This is a genomic window from Streptomyces sp. R-07 (assembly GCF_049913175.1).
Classification (GTDB): domain Bacteria; phylum Actinomycetota; class Actinomycetes; order Streptomycetales; family Streptomycetaceae; genus Streptomyces.
Genome location: NZ_CP183978.1, coordinates 5,334,033 through 5,356,793, shown reverse-complemented (window position 1 = coordinate 5,356,793; position 22,761 = coordinate 5,334,033). Strand labels below are relative to the sequence as shown.

The following is a 22,761-nucleotide window of genomic DNA, read 5'->3' as shown; positions in this document are numbered from 1 at the left end:
ACCCGCCCCGTGGATCAGCGCGTACGCCGGGTGACGAACTCCGCGAGGGCGAGCAGATCCTCCGCCGCCGCCAGATCCGGGACCGCCTGGGCCAGGTGTTCGACGGCCCGGCCCATGCGCTCGGCCGCCTGGGCCTGTGCCCAGTCGCGTCCGCCGGCCCGCTCGACGGCGTCCGCCGCCGCCCGTACGGCCTCCGCGTCGAGGGCCGGGCGGGCGTACAGCGCGGCCAGCTCCGCGCCGGCGGGGGTGCCCGAGGTGAGCGCCGCCACCACGGGCAGCGACTTCTTGTGGGCGACGAGGTCGGCGCCGGCCGGCTTGCCCGTGCGCTCCGGGTCGCCCCAGATGCCGATGAGGTCGTCGATCAGCTGGAAGGCGAGGCCCGCCTCCCGGCCGAAGGCGTCCATCGCCGCGACCTCCTCCTCCCCCGCGCCCGCGTAGAGCGCGCCGAGGGCGCAGGCGCAGCCGAGCAGGGCGCCGGTCTTGGCGGTGGCCATGGCCAGACACTCGTCGAGGGAGACCTCGCGCGGGTCGCGCTGCTCGAAGGCGCAGTCCGCCTGCTGGCCGGCGCAGAGCTCGATGATGCAGGCGGCGAGACGCGCGGAGGCCGCCGCGGACGCCGGGTGCGGGTCCTCGGCGAGCAGCCGCAGGGCCAAGGCGCTCATCGCGTCACCGGCCATGAGGGCGTCGGGGATGCCGAAGACGGTCCAGGCGGTGGGTCGGTGCCGCCGGGTGGGGTCCTCATCGACGATGTCGTCGTGGAGCAGGGTGAAGTTGTGCGCGAGCTCCACCGCCGCCGCGGCCTTCACGGCCCGGGTCTCGTCGGCGCCGAGGGCGCGGGCCGCCGCGAGGACCAGGGCGGGCCGGATCGCCTTGCCCTGCTGCCCGGCGTCCGGGGTGCCGTCGGCGCGCTCCCAGCCGAAGTGGTACATCGCCACCCGTCGTATGGAGCCCGGCAGGGACTCGACGGTCGAGCGCAGTTGGGGATCGACGGCGGTGCGCGTCCGGTCCAGGAGGGTCACTGCCCCCTGGCCGTCGGTGCCGGCATCCGCGCTGGTCATGGTCACGGTCGTTTCCTTCGCATCCTGCGCGGCGGGTCGGCCGCGGCGATCGGCCACGGCGGCCCTTCGCCGTGACGGGCCGGGGAGCGCCCGGGGGCGGGCGGGTTCGGTGCCCGCCCCCGGGCGCCGGCGGCTCAGCGCCAGCGGCTGACCTCGACGTTCTCCAGGACGCCGAGCGCGTCCGGGACGAGGATGGCCGCCGAGTAGTAGGCGGTGACCAGGTAGGAGATGATCGCCTGCTCGTCGATGCCCATGAAGCGGACGGAGAGGCTGGGCTCGATCTCGTCGGGGAGGCCGGTCTGGTGCAGACCGATCACGCCCTGGTCGGCCTCGCCCGTACGCATGCAGATGATCGAGGTGGTCCGGGCGTCCGAGACCGGGATCTTGTTGCACGGGTAGATCGGCACACCGCGCCAGGTCGGGATGCGGTTTCCCGCGATCTCGATGGTCTCGGGCACCAGTCCGCGCTTGTTGAGCTCGCGGCCGAAGGCGGCGATGGCGCGCGGGTGGGCGAGGAACATCTTGGAGCCCCGGCGGCGGGAGAGCAGCTCGTCCATGTCGTCCGGGCTGGGGGCGCCGTCGTGCGGCTGGAGCCGCTGCCCGTAGTCGCAGTTGGAGAGGAGGCCGAACTCCTTGTTGTTGATGAGCTCGTGCTCCTGGCGCTCGCGGAGCGCCTCGACCGTGAGCCGCAACTGCTGCTCGGTCTGGTTCATCGGCTGGTTGTAGAGGTCGGCGACGCGGCTGTGGACCTTCAGCACGGTCTGGGCGACGCTCAGCTCGTACTCGCGGGGCGAGGCGTCGTAGTCGACGTAGGTGTGCGGGACGACCGCCTCGCCGACGTGGCCGGCGGAGAGGTCGATGGCGGCCTCGCCGTAGGTGTTGGTGCGCTGGTCGGGCATCGACGCCACGCCCGAGAGGTGGGCGGCGAGCGAGCCGGCCCGCTCCGCGAGGTTCCGTACGTCGTCCCGGGTGAGCTCCAGCACCGTGCACGCGGTGGCGGCGCGGGCGGTCCAGTCCCAGGTGGCGTCCTCGCGGACGAGGGCGGACTCGCCGAGGTAGGCGCCGTCGGCGAGGACCCCGAGGACGGCCTCGTCGCCGTAGGGCCCCTCGCCGATCTGCTCGATGCGGCCGTGCGCGAGGAGGTACACCCGGTCGGTGGGGGCGCCCGCGACGGCGATGACCTCGCCCGCCGCGTACTCCCGCTGGGTGCAGCGGGCCGCGAGCTCGGCCAGCGCGCCCTCGTCCTCGTAGCCGCGCAGCGCGGGGAGTTCGCCGAGTTCGGCGGGGATCACCGCGACGCGCTCTCCGGTCTGGACGAAGGTGACGCGGCCGTCACCCACGGAGTAGCTGAGCCTCCGGTTCACCCGGTACGTGCCGCCCTGCACCTGGACCCACGGCAGCGTCCGCAGCAGCCACCGGGAGGTGATCTCCTGCATCTGCGGAGCCGACTTGGTGGTCGTGGCGAGGTTCCGCGCGGCGGCGGTGCCGAGACTCTGCTGCGGCGCCTGCTGCCCCGCGAGGACCTCGTCGCCAACCGAACCAACGGACATGGAACTCCCTCTCGTATGACTGACTTGCGAGAGGAAGCCTTTCAGCACTGAGCGTGTCGGCGCCATTACACATTCGGGTGGGACTGTTCGACGATCTTCGGGGCATGTCACGTGATTTCCATCCGAACAGCGCAGCCCCACCCGTCTCCTGACGTTCTGTCCGGATCGGCTCGCACACGGTCCGAACGGATGGCGGCGGAGCGGCGGACTCCGGTACTCCGGAGGCTCACCCCGTCCTCCGGAAGGAGTCGGTCATGGCCACACCCATGTCCGCGAACAGGTTCCTCCGCGCGCTGCGCGGCGAGGGCCTCGCGGTCGTCCAGGTCGGCGACTGGACCACCCACAACCGCAACCACAAGGGCCCCTGGGGCCCGGTGAACGGTGTGCTGATCCACCACACCGTGACCCGCGGCACCGCCAACACCGTCCGGATCTGCCGGGACGGTTACGAGGCCCTGCCGGGGCCGCTGTGCCACGGCGTGATCGCCAAGGACGGCACGGTCCACCTCGTCGGCTACGGTCGCGCCAACCACGCGGGGCTCGGCGACGACGAGGTCCTCCGGGCGGTCATCGCCGAGCGGCGGCTGCCACCGGACGACGAGGCCACCACGGACGGCAACCGGCATTTCTACGGCTTCGAGTGCGAGAACCTCGGGGACGGCGAGGACCCCTGGCCGAAGGTCCAGCTGGAGGCCATCGCGAAGGCGGCGGCCGCCCTGTGCCGGGTGCACGGCTGGACGCACCGCTCGGTCATCGGTCATCTGGAGTGGCAGCCGGGGAAGGTGGACCCGCGCGGGTTCACGATGGCGTCGATGCGGGAACGCATCGCCGACCTGCTGCGCTGACCTGCCGCACCGACCTGCCGTGCCGGCCCCCGGGCCGCACCAACCTGCTGTGCCGGCCCCCGGGAGGGCGGCGAGAATGGCCGGGTGAACGCGTTCGACCTCTCCCGCCTGCGGCCCCGGCTCCCCTCGCCCCTGGAGCCGGTGGAGGACGAGCGCTTCGCCCGGCGCGGTCTCACGCTGCTGCTGAAGCGCGAGGACCTCATCCACCCCGACCTGCCCGGCAACAAGTGGCGCAAGCTCGCGCTCAACCTGCGCGAGGCGGCCGGCCGGCCCGTGCTCACCTTCGGCGGCGCGTACTCCAACCACCTGCGGGCGACGGCCGCCGCAGGGCGGCTGCTCGGCTTCCCGACGGTCGGGGTGGTCCGGGGCGACGAGCTGGCCGGGCGCCCGCTCAACCCCTCCCTCGCGCGGTGCGCGGCGGACGGGATGCGGCTGGAGTTCGTGGACCGGGCGACGTACCGCGCGAAGAGCGACCCCGGAACGCTCGCGGCGCTCCTGGAGCGGGCCCCCGCGGGCGCGTACGTGGTGCCGGAGGGCGGCAGCAACGCGCTCGCCGTCCACGGGTGCCTGGAGCTGGGCCGCGAGCTCGCCGGGGCGGCGGACACGGTCGCGGTCGCCTGCGGCACGGGCGGCACCCTGGCGGGGCTCGCGGCCGGGCTCTCCCCGGGGCAGCAGGCACTGGGCGTCCCGGTGCTCAAGGGCGGCTTCCTCGGCGGGGAGGTCCGCGCGCTCCAGGAGGCGGCCTTCGGCGGCCCGCGCGGCGACTGGGCGCTGGAGGAGCGTTTCCACTGCGGGGGCTACGCGCGCGTACCCCCCGTCCTGGAGGAGTTCGCACAGGACTTCGAGGCGCGGCATGGACTCGCCATCGAGCGGCTGTATGTCGCCAAAATGCTGTACGGCCTGACGACCCTCGCGGAGGAGGGCGCCTTCCCGGCCGGCACCCGGCTCGCGGCGGTGATCACGGGAGCGCCGGAGGCCGCCGCCGACTAGTCGGTCTCGCGGAACGCCGCGGCCTCCTCCAGGTCGAGGCGGCGGAGCAGGGTACGCATCATCTCGTCGTCGATCCGGCGGGCGTCGCGCAGCTGTACGAAGACCTCGCGCTCGGCCTCGATCATCTCGCGCGAGAGACGCCGGTAGGTGTCGTCCGCGGTCTCCCCGGTGATCTCGTTGACCGCGCCGAGGCGTTCCCACACGGCGTTGCGGCGCCGCTCCAGGACCGTGCGCAGCCGGTCGGCGAGGGGTTTCGGCAGGGCGTTGCGCTCGTCGGTGAGGAGCGCGTCGAGGCGTTCCTCGGCGGCCCGCGAGGCCTCGCTCTGGGCCTGCGCCTCGGCCAGGGTCTCGGCGTACCGGTCCCGTCCGGGGAGCTTCAGGAGCCGGATCAGGGGCGGCAGGGTGAGGCCCTGCACCACGAGGGTGCCGATCACGGTGGTGAAGGTGAGGAAGAGGACGAGGTTCCGGGCCGGGAACTCCGTCCCGTCGGTGACGACGGGGATGGAGAAGGCGATGGCCAGGGAGACGACGCCGCGCATCCCGGCCCAGCCGACGACGAGCGGCGCCCTCCAGTCCACCTCCGGCTCCCGCTCCCGGATCCGCGCGGACATCCAGCGGGGCAGGAAGGTCGCCGGGTAGACCCAGACGAACCGGACGACGACCACGGCGACGAAGACCCCGACCGCGTACCAGGCCGCCTCGCCCATGCCGTACCGGCCGAGTCCCTTGACGACGTACGGCAGCTGGAGGCCGATCAGGGCGAAGACGGCGGACTCCAGGACGAAGGCGACCATCTTCCAGACGGCCTCCTCCTGGAGTCGGGTGGCGAAGTCGACCTTCCAGTTCTTGTGCCCGAGGAAGAGGCCGACCACGACGACCGCGAGCACGCCGGAGGCGCCGACCTCCTCGGCGGCGGCGTACGCGATGAACGGGATGAGCAGGGAGAGGGTGTTCTGGAGGAGGGCCTCGCGCAGATGGGTGCGGAGCCAGTGGATCGGGACCATGAGGATCAGGCCGACGCCGATGCCGCCGATCGCGGCGAGCGCGAACTCCCCCAGGCCGCCGGCCCAGCTGATGCCCTCGCCCACGGCGGCCGCGAGGGCGACCTTGTACGCGGTGATCGCGGTGGCGTCGTTCACGAGGGACTCGCCCTGGAGGATCGTGGTGATGCGGTTCGGCAGACCGAGCCTGCGGGCGATGGCGGTGGCGGCGACCGCGTCCGGCGGGGCGATCACGGCGCCGAGCACCAGGGCGGCGGTGAGCGGCAGGTCGGGCACGAGGACGTACGCGAGCCAGCCCACGGCCACGGTGGCGAAGAGGACGTACCCGACGGAGAGCAGCGCGACGGGCCGGATGTTGGCCCGCAGGTCGAGGTACGAGGAGTCGACGGCGGCCGTGTAGAGGAGCGGGGGAAGGATCAGCGGCAGCACGATGTGCGGGTCGAGGGTGTAGTCGGGAACCCCCGGGAGGTACGAGGCGGCCAGGCCGACGGCGACCAGGAGCAGCGGGGCCGGCACCGGCGTCCTGCGGGCGAACCCGGCCACGGCGGCGCTCGCCGCCACCAGTGCCACCAGTTGTAGTGCGTCCATCCCCGACCCCGTCCCGTGCCGCAACGTAACCTGGCCATCATGAGCGAGTGCCCGCACGTAGCCGAAATGCCGCGCCCCGAACCGGCGCCGCTGGCCGACACCTGTCCCGAGTGCCTGGCGGACGGCACGCACCCGGTCCAGCTGCGGCTCTGCCTGAGCTGCGGGCACGTGGGCTGCTGCGACTCCTCGGCGGGGCGGCACGCGACGGGGCACTTCTCCTCGACCGGGCATCCGGTGATGCGGACCTTCGAGCCGGGCGAGGCCTGGCGCTGGTGCTTCGTCGACGGTTCGATCGTCTGACGGCGCGGACGACCGGTGGCCGGTGCGGGTCGCGGACGGCGGGTGCGGTCACGGGTCGTGCGCGCGGGCGCGGACGGCCGGTGCGGTCACGGACGGTTCGATCGCCCGGACGCTGGGTACGTCACCCCTCCGCGGGTCTCCCGCGGCTGCCGGGGGCGGGAGCGGGGAACCCTCAGTCTTCAGGAGGTCTCCGGGGCTCACGGCGACACGGCAGGATGGATCGCGATAGCGTCACGGCGGACCGCGCAGGCTCCCTGCGTACCGCCCGGTTCGGGGGCCTCTCCCCCGAGCCCCGAATGAGCTTGTGCCACCTTGGAGGTGAGGGTGTCCCAGATCGCAGGCGAGCCCGGGACCCAGGACTTCGTGGAAGTCCGGCTGCCCGCTGCGGGTGCCTATCTGTCCGTGCTGCGTACGGCCACGGCCGGCCTCGCGGCGCGCTTGGACTTCACCCTCGACGAGATCGAGGACTTGCGGATCGCGGTCGACGAGGCCTGCGCCATCCTGCTCCAGCAGGCCGTGCCGGGGTCCGTCCTCAGCTGTGTCTTCCGGCTGGTCGACGACTCCCTCGACGTGACGGTCTCCGCCCCGACCACTGACGGCAGGGCGCCCGAGCGGGACACCTTCGCGTGGACCGTGCTGTCGGCGCTGGCCGGGAAGGTGGAGTCGTCGGTGGCCGAGGACCGTACGGTCTCGATCAGCCTGTACAAACAGCGCGGCGCGGGGCCAGGCCCGGCGTGAGGAGCGGGGACGCGACGGCCGGCATCCCTGAGCAGCAGGCGCGGCCGAACAGGGTCGCTACGGAGCAGGCGGACCAGATGAGCGAGCACGAGCAGCACCACGAGGTTCCCGAGACACCGGGAGTCTCCGAGGCCCCCGCGAGTTCCGAGGGCTCCCCCGAGGCTCCCGAGGCGCGGACCGCCGACGAGGCCGAGGCGGCCCGGGTGGCGGAGAAGGCCGAGGACGGCGACGAGGACGACGAGGGCCCTGACGCCCCCGCCGTTCCGGACCCGCACGACCGGAGCGGCGCCCGCGCCCTCTTCGTCGAGCTGCGCGAGCTGCCCGAGGGCTCCCCGGAGAAGGCGGAGCTGCGCAACCGGCTGGTGCGCATGCACCTGCCGCTGGTGGAGCATCTGGCCCGGCGCTTCCGCAACCGCGGCGAGCCGCTGGACGACCTGACGCAGGTGGCGACGATCGGCCTGATCAAGTCGGTCGACCGCTTCGACCCGGAGCGCGGGGTGGAGTTCTCCACGTACGCGACCCCGACGGTCGTCGGCGAGATCAAGCGCCACTTCCGTGACAAGGGGTGGGCGGTCCGCGTGCCGCGCCGGCTCCAGGAGCTGCGGCTCTCGCTGACCACGGCGACGGCGGAGCTCTCGCAGCAGCACGGCCGCTCGCCGACGGTGCACGAGCTGGCGGAGCGGCTCGGGATCTCGGAGGAGGAGGTCCTGGAGGGTCTGGAGTCGGCCAACGCCTACTCGACGCTCTCCCTGGACGTCCCGGACACCGACGACGAGTCGCCGGCGGTGGCGGACACGCTGGGCGCGGAGGACGAGGCCCTGGAAGGGGTCGAGTACCGCGAGTCGCTCAAGCCGCTCCTGGAGGACCTGCCGCCCCGGGAGAAGCGGATCCTGCTGCTTCGTTTCTTCGGGAACATGACCCAGTCGCAGATCGCGCAGGAGGTCGGCATCTCGCAGATGCACGTCTCCCGGCTGCTGGCACGGACGCTCGCCCAGCTGCGGGAGAAGCTCCTCGTCGAGGAGTGATCCCCGTCAGGCCTCCTGGCCGGGGCGCCGGATGCCGAGCGCCTCGGTCGTGGCCGGGTTCACGAGGAGGACGAGCCCGGTCACGGCGAGGACGGCCAGGACGATGCCGGCCGGGATCATCGCGCTGTTCGCCTGGAGCATCTGCCAGGCGACGGGCAGGGCCAGGATCTGGGTGATGACGGCCGGGCCCCGGCTCCACGAGCGGCGCAGCCACAGGCCGCGGGCGGCGGCGAGCGGGATCAGGCCGAGCGCGACGAGCGTCAGAGCTCCGGTGAGACCGCTGGTGAGGTCGCCGCCGTCGGTGAGGCTGCCCACCAGCATGTACACACCGCCGGCGACGAGCCCGAGGGCCTCGATGCCGGCGACGGCCGCCGCCGCGGCGAGACGGGTGGGCCGGGACCCCTGCTCCGTGCCGCCGCCCTGTTCCGTGCTTGTCTGCTCCGTACCGCTCATGGGGGCAGGGTAGCCGGGGCGCACCGGGGGCGAGGGGTCCGGTATCGGGCAGGCTGGGCTGGGATAGGTACCGCCGGGTAGGTACGCTGGCGCTCATGCGCGCACTTCTCGTGGTCAACCCGGCAGCCACCACCACCAGTGCCCGCACCCGTGACGTGCTCATCCACGCGCTGGCCAGCGAGATGAAGCTGGAGGCCGTCACCACCGAGTACCGCGGGCACGCCCGCGACCTGGGCCGGCGGGCCGCCGACGCCGGGAACATCGACCTGATCGTGGCCCTCGGCGGGGACGGCACGGTGAACGAGGTCGTCAACGGACTGCTCCACGACGGGCCGGATCCGGAGCGGCTGCCGAGCCTCGCGGTCGTCCCCGGCGGCTCGACCAACGTCTTCGCCCGCGCCCTCGGACTGCCGAACGACGCCGTGGAGGCGACCGGCGCCCTGCTCGACGCGCTGCGTGAGCGGCGGACACGGACGGTGAGCCTCGGGCTCGCGTCCGGGACGCCGGGCACCGAGGACGAGGCCGTGCCCGAACGCTGGTTCACCTTCTGCGCCGGACTCGGTTTCGACGCGAGCGTCATCGGCCGGGTCGAACAGCAGCGCGAGCGCGGGAAGAGGTCGACGCACGCCCTCTATCTGCGCCAGGTGGTGCGCCAGTTCCTGGAGGAGCCGCACCGCCGGCACGGCACGATCACCCTGGAGCGGCCCGGCGCGGAGCCGGTCGAGGATCTCGTCCTCTCCATAATCTGCAACACCTCCCCCTGGACCTACCTGGGCAATCGTCCGGTGTACGCGTCCCCGGAGGCCTCCTTCGAGACCGCGCTCGACGTGCTCGGACTGCGCCGGCTCTCCACCCCGGCGGTGGCCCGTTACGGCACCCAGTTGCTCACCTCGACCCCCGAGCGGGGTCCGCGCGGCAAGCACGCCGTATCTCTGCACGACCTGACCGACTTCACCTTGCATTCGAAGGTTCCCCTCCCCCTGCAGATGGACGGAGACCACCTCGGACTGCGTACGAGCGTGACGTTCACAGGCGTACGCCGTGCACTGCGTGTGATTGTGTGAGTGGAAGGGCCCAAAGTCCTTTCACTCGAACGTTTAGGCGCGCATCCACCCCTTAGAAGTACGGCTGTGACCTAGCCGACACCGAGGAATCAAAAAAAACTTTCCGGAAGGGGTTGTATCCGTTGCTGGGGTTTGGGAGTCTCTTCTTGGCGATCGGGACGGCCCGCAACACCGGCCTCCACTGAGAGCCAGAACCCCTCCTCAGTAACAAGGACCACACCAGTTCAGCTGGCAGTCGGCCCTTCCCTTGCGGGGGGATTCGTGAAAGCGTTCACATTCACAAGCAACTCGCACGTAACACTGAGAGAGGTAGCAGCCATGGACTGGCGTCACAACGCCGTTTGTCGTGAGGAAGACCCCGAGCTGTTCTTCCCCATCGGCAACACCGGTCCTGCGCTGCTGCAGATCGAGGAAGCCAAGGCCGTCTGCCGCCGCTGCCCCGTCATGGAGCAGTGCCTGCAGTGGGCGCTCGAGTCCGGCCAGGACTCCGGCGTCTGGGGTGGCCTCAGCGAGGACGAGCGCCGCGCGATGAAGCGCCGTGCCGCTCGCAACCGGGCGCGTAACGCCAGCGCCTGAGCCACCTGCACAGCCTGAGGCACGCGGCGCGTACACCGCGTACGCAATCACCGCCCCCGAGCCGCAGCGCGCAGCAGTAACCCACAGCATTCGAGCCCCGGACCGATTCCCTTCGGTCCGGGGCTCGCTGCTGTGCGCGCCTGTCTCTTTTCCGCGGCGCTTACTTCTGCGGCTGTACGGGAATGTCGAGGACCACCTTCGTGCCGCGCACGGCGCCCGGCAGCATGTCGAAGGAACCGCCCAACTCCCCTTCCACCAGGGTCCGTACGATCTGCAGGCCGAGGTTGCCGGCCCGCTGCGGGTCGAATCCCTCGGGCAGACCGCGGCCGTCGTCCTGGACCGTGATCAGGAGCCGGGCGTCCGACCGGGTCTCGCCACGGACGGCGCTGACCTCGACCGTGCCCTGCTCCCCCTGCGCGAAGGCGTGTTCGAGGGCGTTCTGCAGGACCTCGGTGAGGACCATGGAGAGCGGGGTGGCGACCTCGGCGTCGAGGATGCCGAAGCGGCCGTTGCGCCGGCAGGTGACCTTGCCCGGGGAGATCTCGGCGACCATCGCGATGACCCGGTCGGCGATCTCGTCGAACTCCACCCGCTCGTCCAGGTTCTGGGACAGCGTCTCGTGGACGATGGCGATCGAACCGACGCGCCGCACGGCCTCGTTGAGGGCCTCGCGGCCCTGGTCGGAGTCCATCCGTCGGGCCTGGAGCCGCAACAGGGCGGCCACCGTCTGGAGGTTGTTCTTCACCCGGTGGTGGATCTCCCGGATGGTGGCGTCCTTGGTGATCAACTCGCGCTCGCGACGGCGCAGTTCGGTGACGTCGCGGAGCAGGACGAGTGAGCCGATCCGGGTGCCCTTGGGGCTGAGCGGGATCGCCCGCAGCTGGATCACCCCGCCGTTGCCCTCGACCTCGAACTCGCGGGGCGCGTAGCCGGAGGCCAGCTTGACCAGGGCCTCGTCCACCGGGCCGCGGGAGGGGGCGAGTTCGGCGGTGATCTGGCCGAGGTGCTGGCCGACCAGGTCGGCGGCGAGGCCGAGCCGGTGGTAGGCGGAGAGGGCGTTGGGCGAGGCGTACTGGACGACGCCCTCGGCGTCCAGGCGGACGAGGCCGTCGCCGGCGCGCGGCGAGGAGTCCATGTCGACCTGCTCGCCGGGGAAGGGGAACGTTCCGGCGGCGATCATCTGGGCGAGGTCGGAGGCCGACTGGAGGTAGGTGAGCTCCAGGCGGGAGGGGGTGCGGACGGTCAGCAGGTTGGTGTTGCGGGCGATCACGCCGAGGACCCGGCCCTCGCGGCGCACGGGGATGGACTCGACCCGCACCGGGACCTCCTCGCGCCACTCCGGGTCGCCCTCGCGGACGATCCGGCCCTCGTCGAGGGCGGCGTCGAGCAGCGGGCGCCGGCCGCGCGGCACCAGATGGCCGACCATGTCGTCCTGGTAGGAGGTGGGGCCGGTGTTGGGCCGCATCTGGGCGACGGAGACGTACCGCGTGCCGTCGAGGGTCGGGACCCAGAGGACGAGGTCGGCGAAGGAGAGGTCGGAGAGCAGCTGCCACTCCGACACCAGCAGGTGGAGCCACTCGAGGTCGGAGTCGCTCAGGGCGGTGTGCTGGCGGACGAGGTCGTTCATGGAGGGCACGGTGCGAGCGTACCTGCGGAATTGCAGGGGCGGTGAACCTGGATCTCCGGGGCTCCGTGTTGGAGGATGGGCCCGGAAACACCGCGTTCCTGTGGATGGACAGACAAGAATGGTCTAGTCCACAATGAATGCAACAGAACCTCCATCCTCCCCGCACAGGAGGATGGAACGAGGTACCCGACGCTCTCTGCCCTGACTGCGTCGGCACCTCCCACACGGCCGAGGGACCGCACACCCCCGGCCGGGAAGCTCCGGGCTGCGGTGCCGGGCGGGCTGAGGGTCCCGCCAGGCGCCGCGGCCCGCGGGTGTTTCCGGGGGCTCTGCGGGTGCGCTCCGGGCCTTTCCTGGATCCCCTCCGGGGCTCATTCGGGGCTTCTTCCGGGGCTTTTCCGGGGTCTCCCCCCTCCCCTCCCCCTCCTCAGGGCGTCGGCCAGGCTCGCATCGCCGCCTCCGCCACCGCCGTCAGCTCCTCCGCCGTCGCCCCGTCGCGGGCCTGCAGGGACATGCCCTGGAGGACGGCGCCGGTCAGGCGGGCCAGTGTGCGCGGGTCGGTGTCCGGCGGGAGCTCGCCCGTCTCCACGTCACGCCGGATGTGGTCCTCGAACGCGGCCAGATTGCTGTTCCGCCGGGCCCGCAGGGCCTCCTCGACCTCGGGGGTCGAGCAGTTCACGGCGGCGGAGATCATCAGGCAGCCGTGCGGGTGCCCGGACTCCGTGAAGAGCACGGCGGCCTCGCGCAGCATGCGCCCCAGGGCGGCGCGGGCGGTCGGCTCCTCGGCGAAGGCGCGGCTGCCGTAGGCCCCGTAACTGAGGGCGTACGCCTCGACGACCTCCTCGAACAGCGTCTTCTTGTCGCCGAAGGCCGCGTAGAGGCTGGGCGCGCTGATGCCCATGGCGCGGGTGAGGTCGGAGACGGAGGTCGTCTCGTAGCCGTGCTCCCAGAAGGCCATCGTCGCCTGCTCCAGGGCCGTGAGCCGGTCGAAGGAGCGGGGGCGGCCGCGCTGTCTCGTCACCATGGAGTGAATTCTATAGCGGCCACTACGGATCATGGGGTACGGTCTTTGCGTAACGACCGCTACAGAAATGAGGGGGGCGTCGCCATGGGCGTGCTCGACGGAAAGCTGGCAGGCAAGACGGCACTGGTCACAGGCGGCAGCCGGGGCATCGGACGGGGGATCGCCGAGCGGCTCGGCCGCGAGGGCGCGCGGGTCGCGGTGCACTTCGGGACGAACGAGGGGGCGGCGAAGGACACGGTCGCCACGATCGAGGCGGCCGGGGGTTCCGCCTTCGCCCTGGGCCAGGAGCTGGGGGTGCCGGGGGACGCGGCGGCGCTGTGGCGGGCCTTCGACGCGCACGCGGACGGCCTGGACATCCTGGTGAACAACGCGGGGATCGGGGCGTCGCAGCCGTTCGCGACGATCGATGACGAGGAGTACGACCGGATCTTCGCGGTCAACACGAAGGCGCCCTTCTTCCTGGCGCAGCTGGGTGCGGAGCGGCTGCGGGACGGCGGCCGGATCATCAACATCTCGACGGGCCTGAGCAGGGCGGCGGCCATGCCGGACCTGATCGCGTACGCGATGTCGAAGGGCGCCCTCGACGTCTTCACCCGCTATCTGTCGAAGGTGCTCGGCCCGCGCGGGATCACGGTCAACGCGGTGGCGCCGGGGATCGTGGACACGGACATCAACGCCGGGTGGCTGCGGGGCAACGAGGAGGCCTGGGCCGGGGCGGCGGCGATGGCGACGCTGGGCGCGGTCGGGACGCCGCCGGAGATAGCGGACGTGGTGGCCTTCCTGGCCTCCGACGACGCGCGCTGGGTGACGGGCGACTGGATCGACGTGACGGGAGGCTCGCTGGCCTGAGCGGACCCGCCGAGGGCGGTCATTGCGGGCCGGCGGGGGCGGTCGGGGGGCGACCGCTGCGGGCCGGCGGGGGCGGTTGGTGCGGGACTGCCGGGCCCGGTTTCCTGGGGTTCGAGTGGCTGGGGGGACGGGTGCGGCCGACGATGGAGGCGGTGCCGTCCGCGGGGCGGAACGGCATGAGGGGAAGGCCTCCCCTCTGCTAGATTTGGACCTAGATTGGTCTATACCACACGGTCCTTCAGCAGCCCCTCACCAGATCGGCAGGCACAGCGTGGAAGTTGTCATCGTCAAGGACGCCAAGGCGGGCGGCGAGCTCATCGCGGACGGCATCGCCGACCTCCTGCGCCGCAAGCCCGACGCGCTGCTCGGCGTGGCCACGGGCTCGACTCCGATCCCGATCTACGACGCCCTTGTCGCCCAGGTCTCCGCCGGCGCCGTGGACGCCTCCCGGGCGCGGATCGCCCAGCTGGACGAGTACGTCGGCCTGCCCGCCGGGCACCCGGAGTCGTACCGCTCCACCGTGCTCCGCCAGGTCGTCGAGCCGCTCGGGCTCTCCCCCGAGGCCTTCATGGGCCCCGACGGCTCCGCCGAGGACGTCCTGGCGGCCTGCGAGGCGTACGACAGGGCGCTGGCCGAGGCCGGTGGCGTGGACCTGCAGATCCTCGGCATCGGCACCGACGGGCACATCGGCTTCAACGAGCCGTGCTCCTCGCTCGCCTCCCGCACCCGGATCAAGACGCTCACCGAGCAGACCCGCGTGGACAACGCCCGCTTCTTCGACGACGACATCGAGCAGGTGCCGCACCACGTCATCACCCAGGGCATCGGCACCATCCTGGAGGCCCGTCACCTGGTGCTGCTCGCCACCGGCGAGGGCAAGGCCGAGGCCGTGGCGCAGACCGTCGAGGGCCCGGTGGCGGCGCTCGTGCCGGCCTCCGCGCTCCAGCTGCACCCGCACGCCACGGTCGTCGTGGACGAGGCCGCCGCCTCCAAGCTGAAGCTCGCGGACTACTTCCGCCACACCTTCGCGAACAAGCCCGCCTGGCAGGGCATCTAGGACGTACGGAGAAGGGCCCGGCACCTGTTCAGGTGCCGGGCCCTTCTCCGTACGTCCGTCCCGTCAGGAACCGGTCCCGACGACGGCCTCGGCGGCCGCGCGGCCGCAGACCCGCGCCGCGCCGTGCGTCGCGATGTGCAGGGCCCCGCGGGGCTCCGCCTCGTTGAGGCCCATCTCGACCACGACGGTGTCGGGGCGGGCCGCGAGCAGGCCGTCGAGGGCCCGGGTCATCCACGGGTGCCGGTGGGCGTCCCGTACGACCGCGACGATCCGCCGCTCCCCCGCGGCGGCCAGGACGGCGTCCACGGACGACTCGTCGTACGAGCCGGTCTCCGTGCCGGGGAGCAGGCGCTCCAGCTCGGCCGCGACGCCCCAGGGCGTCTCGTCGCCGACCGCGAAGTTCGCGACCGGGGTGAAGGAGGCCACGTAGGGAGCGCCGGCCATCGGCGTGTGGGGGTGCTCCCCCCGGGTCACCTTGAGGGCCCGGCGGGCCGCCACGAGTCCGATGTCGGTGCCGGGCGCGGTCCCCTCCTGCACTGCCGCGCCCGGCACCGATCCAGCCCCCCTGGCCCGGTGCGCCTGGGTCCATGCCGCCAGGGCGCGCACGCGCGCCGCGGCGTCGGCCAGCCGCTCCTCGGGCAGTTCACCGGTCCGTACCGCGTTCACCAGCGCGTCGCGCAGCTGCAGCACGGTGTCCTCGTCGCACAGCCCGCCGCCGACGCAGATGGCGTCGGCGCCCGCCGCGATCGCGAGGACGGATCCGCGCTCGATGCCGTACGTCGCCGCGACGGCCTGCATCTCCATGCCGTCGGTGACGATCAGCCCCTCGAAGCCCAGCTCCTGGCGCAGCAGACCGGTGAGGATCTGCGGGCTCAGGGTGGCCGGACGGTGGGGGTCGAGCGCGGAGAGCAGAATATGCGCGCTCATGACCGCTTTGGTACCCGCGGCGACGGCCGCGCGGAAAGGCACCAGCTCACGGGCGTGCAGTGTGGCGAGGTCCACATCGATCCGGGGCAGCGCGTCGTGGGAATCCACGTTCGTGTCGCCGTGTCCGGGGAAGTGCTTCGTGCAGGCCGCGACCCCGACGCCCTGGAGGCCGTCGACGTACGCCACGGTGTGCCGGGCGACCAGGTCCGGGTCCGGTCCGAAGGAGCGGACGCCGATGACCGGGTTCTCGGCGTTGGAGTTCACGTCCGCCGAGGGCGCCCAGTTCAGGTCGACGCCGCACTGCACGAGCCGGCGGCCGAGCTCGCGGGCGACGGCCCGGGTGAGTTCGACGTCGTCGACGCTGCCGAGCGCGTAGTTGCCGGGGAAGGACGAGCCCTGCTTGACCTCCAGGCGGGTGACGTCCCCGCCCTCCTCGTCGATGGCGACGAGGACGTCGTCCCGCTCGGCGCGCAGCTGCGCGGTCAGCGCGGCGAGCTGCTCGGGGGCGACGATGTTCCGGCCGAAGAGGCCGACCGACGACAGGCCCTCGCCGATGCGGCGGAGCAGCCAGTCGGGGGCGGTGGTGCCGACGAAGCCGGGCTGGAGGACCGTGAGCGCGTCACGGGTCAGGGTGTCCGAGCCGTGTACGAGTGTGGTCATGGGGAGCCGTTATCCCTTCACCGCGCCGGCGGTCATGCCGCCGACGGCCTTGCGCTGGAGGAAGAGGAAGACGATGAGCACGGGGAGGGCGAAGAGCGTGGAGGCGGCCATGGTGGCGCCCCAGTCGTTGCCGAACGCGGTCTGGAACTGGGTCAGCCAGAGCGTCAGGGTCTGCGACTCCTTGTCCTTGTTCAGCATGAGGATCATGGCGAACTCGTTCCAGGCGGTGATGAAGCCGAAGAGCGAGGTCGACATCAGGCCGGGCGCGAGCAGCGGGAAGATCACCTTGCGGAAGGCCTGGCCCCGGGTGCAGCCGTCGATCTGCGCGGCCTCCTCCAGCTCGACCGGGACGGCGGCGATGAAGCCGCGCAGGGTCCAGATCGTGAAGGGGAGGACCATGACGAAGTAGATGAGCGTGAGCATCGGGATGCTGTTCAGCAGGTCGTTCTCACGCGAGATCATGTACATCGCGATGACCATGACCTCCCAGGGGGCCATCTGCGCCATCATCACGATGAGGACGATGCCCTTGCGCCCCTTGAACCTGAGGCGGGCGATCGCGAAGCTCGCGGCGAGGGCGACGACCAGGGCGAGCAGGACGGCCCCGATGGTGACCATGAGGCTGTTGGTGACGTACGTCCAGAACAGGTCGACGCCCGTGGCGGTCTTGTAGTTCTCGAACGTCGGCGTGAAGACGAAGACCGGATCCTTCGTCATGATCTCGTGCTGCGGCTTCAGCGAGGACGCGAACATCCAGTAGACCGGGAAGACGAACACGACCGCGATCAGGAGGGCGCCGACGTTCTTGGCGACCGCACCGACCGTGAGCGGCTTCCTGGTGCGCAGCTTCTGCGGGGTCCGGGTGGTGGCGGCGCTCACAGCTCCTCCTCCTCCTTCAGGATCAGGCGGAAGTAGAAGGACATGACCGCGATGAGCATCACGATCGTAAGGATGGAGATGGCGGCGGCGACACCGTAGTGGAACTGGCCGACGCCCTCGATGTAGGCGAAGACGGGGAGCGTCTCGGAACCGCGGTCGGGACCACCCAGGTTCATGGCGTAGACCTGGGCGAAGGCCTTGAAGATCCAGATGATCTCCAGGAACGTCGTGATCATGAAGAAGGACCTGAGGTTCGGGAAGACCACGGCCCAGAAGGTGCGCCAGCCGCTGGCGCCGTCCATCTTCGCGGCCTCGTACAGCTCGGACCCGATCGTGGTCAGGCCGGCGTACATGTTGAGGGCGACGAACGGGACGGAGCCCCAGACGAGCAGGATCAGGACGATGACCAGGGTGGAGAAGCCGGTCTCGAACCAGTTGTGCTGGTCGTAGCCCGAGAAGCCCAGCGTGCGCATCAGCCAGTTCACGACACCGAACTGCTCGTCGAAGAGCCAGCGGAAGACGGTGACGGAGGCGACGATCGGCATGGCCCAGGCGAACATCAGGGCCAGCGAGAGGACCAGTCGCATCTTCTTGCCGAGGCGGTTCAGCAGCAGGCCGATGCCCGTGCCGATCGCCATGATGAGGGCGACGTTGACGGCGGTGAAGACGACGCTTCGGACGACGACGGTCCAGAAGTCCGCGTCACCGAGGAGCTCGGTGTAGTTGTCGAAGCCCGTCCAGACCGTCTCGCGGGTGATGAACTCCTTCCGGTTGAGCTGCTGGAAGGAGAGGATCACATTGCGGATCAGCGGGTAGAGCAGCAGCACCGCCATGGACAGCAGGGCCGGCGCGACGAGCAGGTAGGGCAGCACCCCGCTGGGCAGGGAGCGTCTGCCGCGTGGAGGCTGAAGGACTTCCTTCGGGCCCGAAGAGGGTGGCGGAGTCTGAGACTTCCCTGCCGCCCTCCCGGGCGCGTCCTGGGGACCGGCGGTCGCCGTCCCCTGGGAGTCCACGGTCATGGTCTTATTCCTCGCGGTTCTGGGGCTCCCGCGCCCACCGGGGCACGGCCCGGGGGAGCGGGCCGCTGATCACTGCATCACTGCGACGCGCCGGTGGTGCGACCGGTGCGAAACCGGCCGCACCACCGGGGCTACGGATTACTGCTGGTTGATGCGCTCGTTGATGACCTTGTCGGCCGCCTCGCCGGCCTTCTTGGCGTCCTCACCCTTCAGGACCTTGGTCATGTAGTCCTTGATCGGGTTCGGGGCGGTCTCGACGTTCGCCCAGCCCGGGGTGACCGGGGTGACCTTGCCGGAGGCGGAGGAAGCGGCCATGGCCTCGGCGAAGGAGCCCGCGGCCGGCTTGAACTGCGCGGCGTCGGTGTTGGGAAGCAGCGCGCCCTCGGTGGCGGCGGCGTACTTCGTCATGAAGTCCTTGCCGGCGGCGAGCGCCAGCCACTCCTTCGCGAGGTCCTTGTTCTTGGAGCGCTCGGCGATGGCGAGGTTCGAGCCACCGAGGAAGACGGAGCCCGGCTTGTCGGCGGTCTTGCCCGGGATCGGGAAGTAGCCGAAGTCGGCGGTCTTGCCGGCCTTCTTCATGGCGTCGATCGCGCCGCCGGCCTCCCAGCCGAGACCGATCCAGGACGACACGCCGCCCTTGGGGACGATGTCGGTGGACTGCTGCGGGGTCGCCTCGTCCTTGTCCTTCGGAGCGGTCGAGTAGGACGCCAGCTCCTTGTAGAAGTTCATGGCGCTGGCGGCCTCGGGGGAGGACAGGTTGCCCTTCCACTTGTCGCCGTCCTTGACCGCCAGGTCGCTGCCCTCGTCCCAGATGAGGCCGGCGAGGACGTACCAGGACTGACCCGGCAGGTAGATCGCCTGCGACTTGGGGTCGGACGCCTTGAGCTTCTTCAGACCGTCGATCCACTCGGCGCGGGTCTTCGGCGGGGTGACACCGGCCTTCTTGAAGGCGGCCTTGTCGTAGACGACGACGCGGTTGGCGGCGTACCACGGGGCGGAGTAGAGCTTTCCGTCCAGCTCGTTGGAGGCGACCATGCCCTTGTTCCAGGCGTCGTAGCCGAGCGTGGCCTTGTCGCCGGACAGGTCGGCGAGACCGCCGGTGACCGCGTAGCCCGCGGTCTGCGTGTTGCCGAGCTCCAGGACGTCCGGCGGGGTGTCCTCGGAGAGGGCGGTGGTGACCTTCTCCTGGATGCCGTTCCAGATCTGCTTCTCGACCTTGACCTTGACGCCCGGGTGCTTGGCCTCGAAGGCCTTGTTCACCTCGGCCATCCAGGCGTCCGGCGCGGAGCCGTCCATGACCCAGACGGTCAGGGTCTTGTCGCCCCCGGCCGTGGCCTTGCCGCCGTCCTTGCCGCTGTCGCTGTCCGAACCACACGCAGCGATGGAGACCATCATGCCTGCGACGCCGATCGCCGCGATGAGCTTGCGCTTCACGCCACCCTCCTCAGGGATGCCTGCAACCCCTGCCCACCGCGCGAAGACATACGTCGGGTAGTGCTCGTGGGGCTGGGACCTGGTCTTTAATGGTTTAGACCAGTACCCGGAGCTTGGCCTAGACCTTTAGGGGTGTCAAGGGTGTATAAGAAGGGCAGTCGCGTCCGTTATCGGACCGACACCTGAGGGAGGGCGACGACCCGTGACCGGTCCGTGCCACCATGTGAGCCGCGACAGACGGAGGAGCCGGTGACGGCAGCAGCACAGGAGTCGGGAAGGCAGGCCATGGCCACGGACGCGGGCAGTACGGAGACAGAGAGCGGGACACCGACCCGCACCGCGCGCGTGCCCAAGTACTACCGGCTGAAGCGGCATTTGCTCGACATGACGGAGACCCTGCCGCCCGGCACACCGGTCCCGCCGGAGCGCACGCTCGCCGCCGAGTTCGACACCTCGCGCACCACCGTGCGCCAGGCGCTCCAGGAGCTGGTCGTCGAGGGCCGCCTGGAGCGCATCCAGGGCAAGGGCACGTTCGTGGCCAAGCCCAAGGTCTCGCAGGCCCTGCAACTCACCTCCTACACGGAGGACATGCGGGCCCAGGGCCTGGAGCCCACCTCGCAGCTCCTCGACATCGGGTACGTCACGGCCGACGACACCCTCGCCGGGCTGCTCGACATCTCGGCCGGCGGCCGGGTGCTCCGCATCGAGCGCCTGCGCCTCGCGAGCGGCGAGCCGATGGCGATCGAGACCACGCACCTGTCGGCGAAGCGCTTCCCCGCGCTGCGCCGCTCGCTGGTGAAGTACACCTCGCTGTACACCGCGCTCGCCGAGGTCTACGACGTGCACCTCGCCGAGGCCGAGGAAACCATCGAGACCTCCCTCGCCACCCCGCGCGAGGCCGGGCTGCTCGGCACGGACGTGGGCCTGCCGATGCTGATGCTCTCGCGCCACTCGCTGGACGCCCAGGGCGAGCCGGTCGAGTGGGTGCGGTCCGTGTACCGCGGCGACCGGTACAAGTTCGTGGCGCGCCTGAAGCGCCCCAACGGCTGAGCTTCCTCTCGTACGGCATGAATCGTCAGGCATGAACGGCCGCACCCCGGCGGGGGGTGCGGCCGTTCGGCGTTTCCGGAGGCCGTACGAGGCTTCCGCCGGGCCGCACGAGCCGGGCGGTACGAGCCGGGCCGCACGAGCCGGGCGGTACGAGCCGGGCCGCACGAGCCCGGCCCCGGGCAGACGTGACGGGCCCCCGGCACCTTCCGCCTGGCAGGAACGTGACGCCTCCCGGAAACCCGCTGGTGGGCGGCGCGCGGCGGCCCGTGGCACGGACTGGCCCCTAACGGCCACGCGGTTGGCGCCAGCCGGTTTCCGGTGACAGGGCACCCCCGGCAGGCCAGTCTTGGACATGTCGAAGCCGCCCGGCAGAGCCCGGGAGCGGCCCCGGGGACCCCACCCCCGCGACCTCCACTCCGCACCGTCCAGAAAGGCAGCCCCGCCATGCCCAGCAGCGCCCGATTCGCCACCTTCGCCCGCATTCGGATCCGTGCCGCCGTCGCCCTGGCCGTCCCCGCCGCCGCCGCGCTGACCCTCGTCCTCGCCGCCCAGCCGGCGCCCGCCGGGACGGCCGCCGTCACCGCCTCGGACGTGACCGCGACCGCTCAGCCCACCGACGGCGACGACGGCTTCTCCTGGGGCTGATCCCCATCTACCTCATCGGCGTCTCGATGAGGGAACCGGACGACGACCCCGCACCGGACACCGACCCCCCACCGGCCCCGTCCGCCGCACGACTCGTCGAGACGCTGCACCGCGTCGCCCGGCCGCAGGACCGCTTCGAGTCCGCCCGGGCGCTGGTCCTGGACCGGACCGTCCGTCTCGCCCTGTACATCCGGGGCCCCGACGAGATCGAGGCCGTCGGCCACGCGCTGCTGCTCTGCCGGCTCCTCCTCGGCCACTCCCCCGAGCTCTCCCGCCACCGCATCGCGGACTTCCGGCTCCTCTGACGCCCCCCACCGCCCGGGGAGCCCCGCCCCAAGGAACCCAAGGAACCCCCATGCCCAGGGCCCGTCCCAGCGTGTCCGTCATCATCCCCAACTACAACTACGAGAAGACCCTGCGCGCCTGCCTCACCTCGGTCCTCGCGCAGACCCACGCCCCGCTCGACGTCATCGTCGTGGACGACGCCAGCACCGACCGGTCCCGGGACATCGCCCGCGAGTTCGGCGTCGTCCTCATCGCAAGCCCCCACAACCGCGGGGTGTCCGCCGCCCGGAACATGGGGGCCGCCGCCGCCCGCGGCGAGGTCCTCTTCTTCCTCGACTCCGACACCGCCCTCCACCCCGAGGCCCTCGCCCACGCCGCCGACCTGCTCGCGGACGACCCCGGGCTCGGCTGCGTCCACGGGGTCCTCGACCCCGAACCGCTCTTCGACGACGGGCCCGTGGAGCGCTACCACGCCCTGCACGCCCACTTCTGGCGCCGCCGCGCCGCCGGCGAGGTCCGTACCGCCTTCTTCGCCCTCGGCGCGATCCGCAAGGAGGTCTTCGAGGCCACCGGCCCCTTCGACGAGAACCTCCGGGACTCGGAGGACGTCGAGTACAGCGGCCGGCTCGTCCGGACCCACCGCATCCTGATGACCGAGGCGATCCGCGGCCGGCACGACGACGTGGACCGGCTCGGGGCGATGCTCTCGGAGCAGTACCGGCGCTCGCAGCTGCTGATCGCGGCGCTCGGGCAGATGCGAGAGGGCGGGCTCACCGCCAACCGGCCGCTCGGCGTCCTCGCCGCCGCGCTGACGCTGCCCACCCTGTTCCTCGGCCTCCTCTCCCCCTGGCTGCTGCTGCTCCCGGCGCTGTGCGCGCTGCTCTTCGCCTGCGCCGATCCGGGCCTGAGCCGGTTCGCGCTGCGGACGCGGGGGCCGTGGTTCCTCGTCTACTTCACGGCGGTCCACTTCGCGCTGCACCAGGCGATCGTCCTCGGCGCGGCCCGCGGCACCGTCCGCTGGCTCACCGAGCCGGACTTCGGCCCGAGCGTGCGCCGCCGGGACGTCACCGCCGCCCCCACCACCTCCGTATGACCTCCCGTACGACCCTCCCCACAG

General features: G+C 71.6%; 23 protein-coding genes. 13 read left to right on the top strand and 10 right to left on the bottom strand.

The window, feature by feature from the left end; genetic code table 11:
• Positions 1–14 precede the first annotated feature (14 nt).
• Together ACN9M0_RS24665 and ACN9M0_RS24660 are read right to left on the bottom strand one after the other, a co-directional pair.
• Positions 15–1,058: a family 2 encapsulin nanocompartment cargo protein polyprenyl transferase gene (locus tag ACN9M0_RS24665; protein WP_366040053.1), complete on the bottom strand. Its 1,044-nt coding sequence runs from the start codon at positions 1,056–1,058 to the stop codon at positions 15–17.
• A gap of 134 nt (positions 1,059–1,192) precedes the next feature.
• A complete protein-coding gene (locus ACN9M0_RS24660) occupies positions 1,193–2,608 on the bottom strand; it encodes a family 2B encapsulin nanocompartment shell protein (protein ID WP_366040043.1) in 1,416 nt (471 codons plus the stop codon).
• Positions 2,609–2,862: 254 nt separating this feature from the next.
• Here ACN9M0_RS24660 and ACN9M0_RS24655 point away from each other — a divergent pair, with 254 nt between their 5' ends.
• Positions 2,863–3,453 carry an N-acetylmuramoyl-L-alanine amidase gene (locus ACN9M0_RS24655; protein WP_426404202.1) on the top strand — a complete coding sequence of 197 codons (591 nt, stop codon included), beginning with the start codon at positions 2,863–2,865 and terminating at the stop codon, positions 3,451–3,453.
• 84 nt (positions 3,454–3,537) lie between these two features.
• Positions 3,538–4,443, top strand: a complete 906-nt coding sequence (locus ACN9M0_RS24650) for a 1-aminocyclopropane-1-carboxylate deaminase/D-cysteine desulfhydrase (RefSeq protein WP_426404201.1) — start codon at positions 3,538–3,540, stop codon at positions 4,441–4,443.
• Here the strand turns inward: ACN9M0_RS24650 and ACN9M0_RS24645 are convergent.
• Positions 4,440–6,032, bottom strand: coding sequence for a Na+/H+ antiporter (locus ACN9M0_RS24645; RefSeq protein WP_366040045.1), 1,593 nt, complete (start codon positions 6,030–6,032; stop codon positions 4,440–4,442). The genes ACN9M0_RS24650 and ACN9M0_RS24645 overlap by 4 nt on opposite strands.
• A 39-nt stretch (positions 6,033–6,071) precedes the next feature.
• Between ACN9M0_RS24645 and ACN9M0_RS24640 the strand changes: the two genes are divergently transcribed.
• From ACN9M0_RS24640 to ACN9M0_RS24630, 3 genes are all read left to right on the top strand, one after another.
• The gene (locus ACN9M0_RS24640; protein ID WP_329851676.1) at positions 6,072–6,332 is read left to right on the top strand and encodes a UBP-type zinc finger domain-containing protein; all 261 of its coding nucleotides are present in this window, start codon (positions 6,072–6,074) and stop codon (positions 6,330–6,332) included.
• Between the two features lie 324 nt (positions 6,333–6,656).
• Positions 6,657–7,070, top strand: a complete 414-nt coding sequence (locus tag ACN9M0_RS24635; protein ID WP_015036094.1) for an anti-sigma regulatory factor — start codon at positions 6,657–6,659, stop codon at positions 7,068–7,070.
• Positions 7,067–8,095: an RNA polymerase sigma factor SigF gene (locus ACN9M0_RS24630; RefSeq protein ID WP_399696107.1), complete on the top strand. Its 1,029-nt coding sequence runs from the start codon at positions 7,067–7,069 to the stop codon at positions 8,093–8,095. The genes ACN9M0_RS24635 and ACN9M0_RS24630 overlap by 4 nt, the downstream gene beginning before the upstream one ends.
• A 6-nt stretch (positions 8,096–8,101) precedes the next feature.
• On the opposite strand, the gene ACN9M0_RS24625 is transcribed toward ACN9M0_RS24630, so the two are convergent.
• Positions 8,102–8,548: a hypothetical protein gene (locus ACN9M0_RS24625; RefSeq protein ID WP_366040047.1), complete on the bottom strand. Its 447-nt coding sequence runs from the start codon at positions 8,546–8,548 to the stop codon at positions 8,102–8,104.
• A 95-nt stretch (positions 8,549–8,643) separates the two neighbouring features.
• Between ACN9M0_RS24625 and ACN9M0_RS24620 the strand changes: the two genes are divergently transcribed.
• Both ACN9M0_RS24620 and ACN9M0_RS24615 read left to right on the top strand, forming a co-directional pair.
• Positions 8,644–9,612 (top strand): diacylglycerol/lipid kinase family protein, encoded by a 969-nt coding sequence (locus ACN9M0_RS24620; RefSeq protein WP_366040048.1) that lies wholly within the window; start codon positions 8,644–8,646, stop codon positions 9,610–9,612.
• 318 nt (positions 9,613–9,930) lie between these two features.
• Positions 9,931–10,188 (top strand): WhiB family transcriptional regulator, encoded by a 258-nt coding sequence (locus ACN9M0_RS24615; RefSeq protein ID WP_003953983.1) that lies wholly within the window; start codon positions 9,931–9,933, stop codon positions 10,186–10,188.
• Positions 10,189–10,348: 160 nt separating this feature from the next.
• Here ACN9M0_RS24615 and ACN9M0_RS24610 read toward each other — a convergent pair whose 3' ends face one another.
• Positions 10,349–11,815 carry a sensor histidine kinase gene (locus ACN9M0_RS24610; protein ID WP_366040054.1) on the bottom strand — a complete coding sequence of 489 codons (1,467 nt, stop codon included), beginning with the start codon at positions 11,813–11,815 and terminating at the stop codon, positions 10,349–10,351.
• Between the two features lie 427 nt (positions 11,816–12,242).
• Positions 12,243–12,839, bottom strand: a complete 597-nt coding sequence (locus ACN9M0_RS24605) for a TetR/AcrR family transcriptional regulator (protein WP_399696108.1) — start codon at positions 12,837–12,839, stop codon at positions 12,243–12,245.
• A gap of 84 nt (positions 12,840–12,923) precedes the next feature.
• Here ACN9M0_RS24605 and ACN9M0_RS24600 point away from each other — a divergent pair, with 84 nt between their 5' ends.
• Entirely contained in the window at positions 12,924–13,688 is a 765-nt protein-coding gene (locus tag ACN9M0_RS24600) for an SDR family oxidoreductase (protein ID WP_399696109.1), read from the top strand.
• A 271-nt stretch (positions 13,689–13,959) separates the two neighbouring features.
• Positions 13,960–14,745 (top strand): glucosamine-6-phosphate deaminase, encoded by a 786-nt coding sequence (nagB, locus tag ACN9M0_RS24595; RefSeq protein WP_426404200.1) that lies wholly within the window; start codon positions 13,960–13,962, stop codon positions 14,743–14,745.
• A gap of 63 nt (positions 14,746–14,808) precedes the next feature.
• Here nagB and ACN9M0_RS24590 read toward each other — a convergent pair whose 3' ends face one another.
• From ACN9M0_RS24590 to ACN9M0_RS24575, 4 genes are all read right to left on the bottom strand, one after another.
• The gene (locus tag ACN9M0_RS24590; RefSeq protein ID WP_426404199.1) at positions 14,809–16,332 is read right to left on the bottom strand and encodes a glycoside hydrolase family 3 protein; all 1,524 of its coding nucleotides are present in this window, start codon (positions 16,330–16,332) and stop codon (positions 14,809–14,811) included.
• Positions 16,333–16,341: 9 nt separating this feature from the next.
• Entirely contained in the window at positions 16,342–17,211 is an 870-nt protein-coding gene (locus ACN9M0_RS24585) for a carbohydrate ABC transporter permease (RefSeq protein ID WP_399696110.1), read from the bottom strand.
• Positions 17,208–18,230, bottom strand: a complete 1,023-nt coding sequence (locus ACN9M0_RS24580) for a carbohydrate ABC transporter permease (RefSeq protein ID WP_366040952.1) — start codon at positions 18,228–18,230, stop codon at positions 17,208–17,210. The genes ACN9M0_RS24585 and ACN9M0_RS24580 overlap by 4 nt, the downstream gene beginning before the upstream one ends.
• A gap of 138 nt (positions 18,231–18,368) precedes the next feature.
• Positions 18,369–19,664, bottom strand: a complete 1,296-nt coding sequence (locus tag ACN9M0_RS24575) for an extracellular solute-binding protein (protein ID WP_366040953.1) — start codon at positions 19,662–19,664, stop codon at positions 18,369–18,371.
• Between the two features lie 285 nt (positions 19,665–19,949).
• On the opposite strand from ACN9M0_RS24575, the gene ACN9M0_RS24570 reads away from it, so the two are divergent.
• The 4 genes from ACN9M0_RS24570 (at position 19,950) to ACN9M0_RS24555 (ending at position 22,737) form a co-directional block, all read left to right on the top strand.
• Positions 19,950–20,714: a GntR family transcriptional regulator gene (locus ACN9M0_RS24570; protein ID WP_053649500.1), complete on the top strand. Its 765-nt coding sequence runs from the start codon at positions 19,950–19,952 to the stop codon at positions 20,712–20,714.
• A gap of 444 nt (positions 20,715–21,158) precedes the next feature.
• Positions 21,159–21,359, top strand: a complete 201-nt coding sequence (locus ACN9M0_RS24565) for a hypothetical protein (RefSeq protein WP_366040954.1) — start codon at positions 21,159–21,161, stop codon at positions 21,357–21,359.
• A gap of 26 nt (positions 21,360–21,385) precedes the next feature.
• Positions 21,386–21,664: a hypothetical protein gene (locus ACN9M0_RS24560; RefSeq protein WP_382867254.1), complete on the top strand. Its 279-nt coding sequence runs from the start codon at positions 21,386–21,388 to the stop codon at positions 21,662–21,664.
• A 50-nt stretch (positions 21,665–21,714) separates the two neighbouring features.
• The gene (locus ACN9M0_RS24555) at positions 21,715–22,737 is read left to right on the top strand and encodes a glycosyltransferase family 2 protein (protein WP_399696111.1); all 1,023 of its coding nucleotides are present in this window, start codon (positions 21,715–21,717) and stop codon (positions 22,735–22,737) included.
• The last annotated feature ends 24 nt before the right edge of the window (positions 22,738–22,761 follow it).